The sequence below is a fragment of the Nitrospira sp. BLG_2 genome (genome assembly GCF_049222245.1).
Genome location: NZ_JBLYIG010000660.1, coordinates 1 through 3673 on the forward strand (window position 1 = coordinate 1; position 3673 = coordinate 3673).

The 3673-nt window shown below is 58.0% G+C and carries 4 protein-coding genes; all 4 read left to right on the forward strand.

Annotated elements, in window-relative coordinates:
- Positions 1 to 579: hypothetical protein (locus ACOSYY_RS17490; protein ID WP_421664114.1), on the forward strand; the 579-nt coding region annotated here is incomplete at its 5' end.
- Positions 580 to 792: 213 nt separating this feature from the next.
- Positions 793 to 2430: a tetratricopeptide repeat protein gene (locus ACOSYY_RS17495; protein ID WP_421664115.1), complete on the forward strand. Its 1638-nt coding sequence runs from the start codon at positions 793 to 795 to the stop codon at positions 2428 to 2430.
- A gap of 35 nt (positions 2431 to 2465) precedes the next feature.
- Positions 2466 to 3008 carry an SLOG cluster 4 domain-containing protein gene (locus ACOSYY_RS17500; protein WP_421664116.1) on the forward strand — a complete coding sequence of 181 codons (543 nt, stop codon included), beginning with the start codon at positions 2466 to 2468 and terminating at the stop codon, positions 3006 to 3008.
- Between the two features lie 127 nt (positions 3009 to 3135).
- The coding region (msrA, locus tag ACOSYY_RS17505) for a peptide-methionine (S)-S-oxide reductase MsrA (RefSeq protein WP_421664117.1) at positions 3136 to 3673 on the forward strand (538 nt) is incomplete at its 3' end.

Here is a 3673-nt window from a genome sequence, read left to right on the forward strand (position 1 = left end):
GGTCAGCTCTTGCTCAATGCCGGAGCTGTTTGCTGGCGAAAGATGGTTGATCTCTTCACGTATGTGACACGGTATGAGGACGAGACCTCTCCAAGGGGCCGTAAACCGCTTGCGCTACCCGACCGAACGATGGAGCACAGCAAGCTTCAACAGGATCACGTCCAGCCGAACGGAAAGCCAGTCAACGGAAAGCCGGTCCAAGAAGCAGAGAACCCGCATGCTGCAAAAGTCACCATCCTACAAAAGCCGGCTCAGGCACCGACTCTTGTTCAGTCGGAAGAAGTCGCCGAACTCCGAACCTTTCTGGTCGGGCAGCAGGATGAGATTGCACGGCTTACTTCACACATTCAAGAGTTGACTTCCTTGGTTGCCTCTCAGCAACAGGTTCTCGTTCATCTCGGTAAAGAACTGGAAGTCGGCGCATTCTCGACGACGTCGACCGGCACGGCGGCCGCCTCTTTCAAGCGAAACCGCATCGGTCGGAAGAAACCGGGTGAAAACGAGACACCGAATTCTTCTCATGAAAATGAACATCCGTTTTCTCCTCAGAAAAGTGAAGGCCAGGCGCTCAATCTTTAAGCCGGGCTCGGTCAGCCTATATTGACCGTGGCTCCGAGCGATTCTTGAGCACGTCGTAGGTAAACAGAACGAATCCTCCTACTGACCCGCGACAGTGGTTCCCTCAACACGCATACCTGTCCTCCAGCAGGCTGCGCATAAGCCATTCTGACTTGGCATCTTTTTCCGCATCTTGCTAGCCAGGTACGGGTCTCGTCTGCTACAAAGCCGTCAATGAGCATCTGTCGCCTCCTCTTGTGGGCGGTGCCGTGGATAGGGCTGTTGGCGCTTGATTTGAGTGCGGCCGCCGAACGCCATGTCGCTCGGGTCCCCCTCTTTGACAATCTCGGCACCCTTCATCATCCCATCACGACGAACTCCATCGAGGCTCAACAATACTTTGATCAAGGTCTGCGGTTCGTGTACGCCTTCAACCATGAAGAGGCGATCATGGCCTTCGAAGAAGCCGCGCGTCTTGATCCCTCCGCGGCGATGGCCTATTGGGGGGTGGCGCTCGCGTCTGGTCCGAACATCAATGCGGCGATGGACAAGGCAGCAGAACGACGGGCGCGGGATGCCGTACAAAAGGCTCGCTCGCATCGTGCCCATGTGAGCCCAGCCGAGCAGGCCTATATCGATGCGATCGGCAAGCGATACGCTCTCAACGGGCATGCGAGACCGGCCCTCGATAAGGCGTATGCGGACGCCATGCGTTTGGTCTGGCGGCAGTTTCCGAACGACCCGGATGCCGGTGTATTGTTCGCTGAAGCGTTGATGGACTTACGCCCGTGGGATTTATGGACGGCGGCCGGCCGGCCAAAGCCCGGCACCGACGAGATCCTGTCCACATTGGAGTCGCTTCTGGCGCGTTTCCCGAATCATCCCGGGGCGTGCCACTATTACATCCATGCCGTGGAAGCTTCCCCGACCCCGGACCGTGCCGTGGCCTGCGCGGAACGATTGCCCGGTCTCATGCCGGGCGCCGGCCACTTGGTCCACATGCCGGCCCACATCTACATGAGACTGGGTCGATATCATGAGGCGGCCGAACGGAATGCGCATGCCGCGGATGTCGATCGCCACTATTTGACTGCCCGAAAGTTAAACGGCGACTATGCCGACGGTTACTACTCCCACAACCTGCATTTTCTTTGGGCGTCCTTGGCGATGGAGGGACGAAGAGCCGAGGCTTTGAAGGTGGCGCGCCGGCTGACGGGAACGATCACCGAAGAGGAAGCGCGGAAGGACAGATGGAAGGAATTGTATCTTCCCACTCCTTTGTGGTCGATGATCAGGTTTGGACAGTGGGATGAACTGCTGCGTGAACCGCCTCCTCCCAAACTGCTGCGTCTGCAGCAGGGGATGTGGCGACTGGGAAGAGGAATGGCGCTATCGGCGTCAGGCCGCTTGCCCGGCGCCGAGGGCGAGCATGCGGTGCTGGTCGGCATGGCCAAACGCTTGGGCCGTGATCGGACGTCGGAAGAAAAAACTGAACGGAGCCTGCTCATAATCGCGGAGCGACTGCTGGCAGCTGAGATCGCGATGCGCCGCCACAAGCACGACGAGGCCTTCAAATCGTTCGCGGATGCCATCAAACTGGAGGAGGAGTTACCGTACAACGAACCTCCGTTCTGGCCAGTTCCAATTCGTCACTACCTTGGCGCCGCCTTGCTGAGGGCCGCTCAACCCGGCAAGGCGGAAGCTATTTACCGAGCGGATCTGACGAAGAACCCGCGGAACGGCTGGGCTCAGTTCGGACTCATGCAGAGCCTCCGTGCCCAACGGAAAGACCGTGAAGCAGACGCCGTGGAAAAACAATGGCAACAGGCCTGGGAGCATGCGGATGTGACCCTCACGGCTTCAAGATTTTGAGGTAGAGAAAATAGAATGGACTATGGGAGGGAGTGATGCGATTTGTGGTTGGAGTGATGGGGCCCGCCAAGGCTCCGAAGCGGGACCTCGAGAATGCCCGCACGCTCGGAGAATTCATTGCCAGGCGTGGCTGGGTCGTGTTGACCGGCGGCCGTGACGTGGGTGTCATGGACGCGGCTTGCGAAGGGGCCAAGCGGGTGGGCGGAAGCTTGACCATCGGGGTCTTGCCGACGGCCAAGGATAAGGTGTCGCGCCATGTGGACGTGCCGATCATCACTGAGATGGGCAGTGGCCGTAACAACATCAATGTCCTGACCAGCCATGTCGTGGTGGTGTGTGGATTGAGCGGATCGGGCACGGTATCCGAGGTCGCCCTGGCGGTGAAAGCCGGTAAACCGGTCATTCTCGTTGAGGCTTCTCCCGCCGACGTGGCGTTCTTCCGAAAACTCAACCCGCAATTGGTCAATGCCGCCGGTTCACCGGAAGAAGCCATCGAGCTGATCATGAAGCTCATGGACGGACCCCGACGACGAGTGCGCCGCACAGGACAGCATACCCACGGCTATCTTCCGGTCTGAAGCCCGAAGCCTGCAAAGGCATGCTCGGACTGAATCGTTTTCCTCTCAAGCTGAACCGGCATCCCTCTCTTCACCATCGCCGTAGTAAGATGTAAACGTTGCGGCACGATGGAGAAGGAGAATCACTATGACTACTCTTCACCGGTTCTCGATCATGGCGGTCGGTCTCGTAACTTGCGCGACTCTGGCAGGTTGGCCTTCAAGCGGAGCTCAGGGCGCGGCACCCACCGCGAAAGCCTACTTTGCAGGAGGGTGTTTCTGGTCCATGGAACTCGCCTTCGAACAGGTCGCCGGAGTGCTCGAGGTGGTCTCCGGATACATGGGCGGTACGGTCGCCAATCCCACCTATGACCAAGTTTCAGCCGGAAAAACAGGGCATGTGGAGTCTGTCGAGGTGACGTACGATCCATCGAAGGTCAGTTATCACAAATTATTGGACGTCTTTTGGCGCAATATCGATCCGGTCATGCCGAACGGGCAATTTTGCGACTACGGCAATCAATATCGGACGGCGATCTTTTATACGACCGACGAGGAAAAGCAGCTCTCGGAAGAGTCGAAAAGCAAGATTGAACAGTCCAAGCGGCTTCCTGCGCCGATCGTGACTCGGCTGGCCAAAGCTTCGAGCTTCTACCCAGCCGAGGATTATCATCAGGATTTCTACA

What these genes read in the sequence shown, in the direction of transcription:
- ACOSYY_RS17495 (WP_421664115.1), top strand. Translation starts at nt 793, where the DNA reads ATGAGCATCTGTCGCCTCCTCTTGTGGGCGGTGCCGTGGATAGGGCTG.
- ACOSYY_RS17500 (WP_421664116.1), top strand. Translation starts at nt 2,466, where the DNA reads ATGCGATTTGTGGTTGGAGTGATGGGGCCCGCCAAGGCTCCGAAGCGG.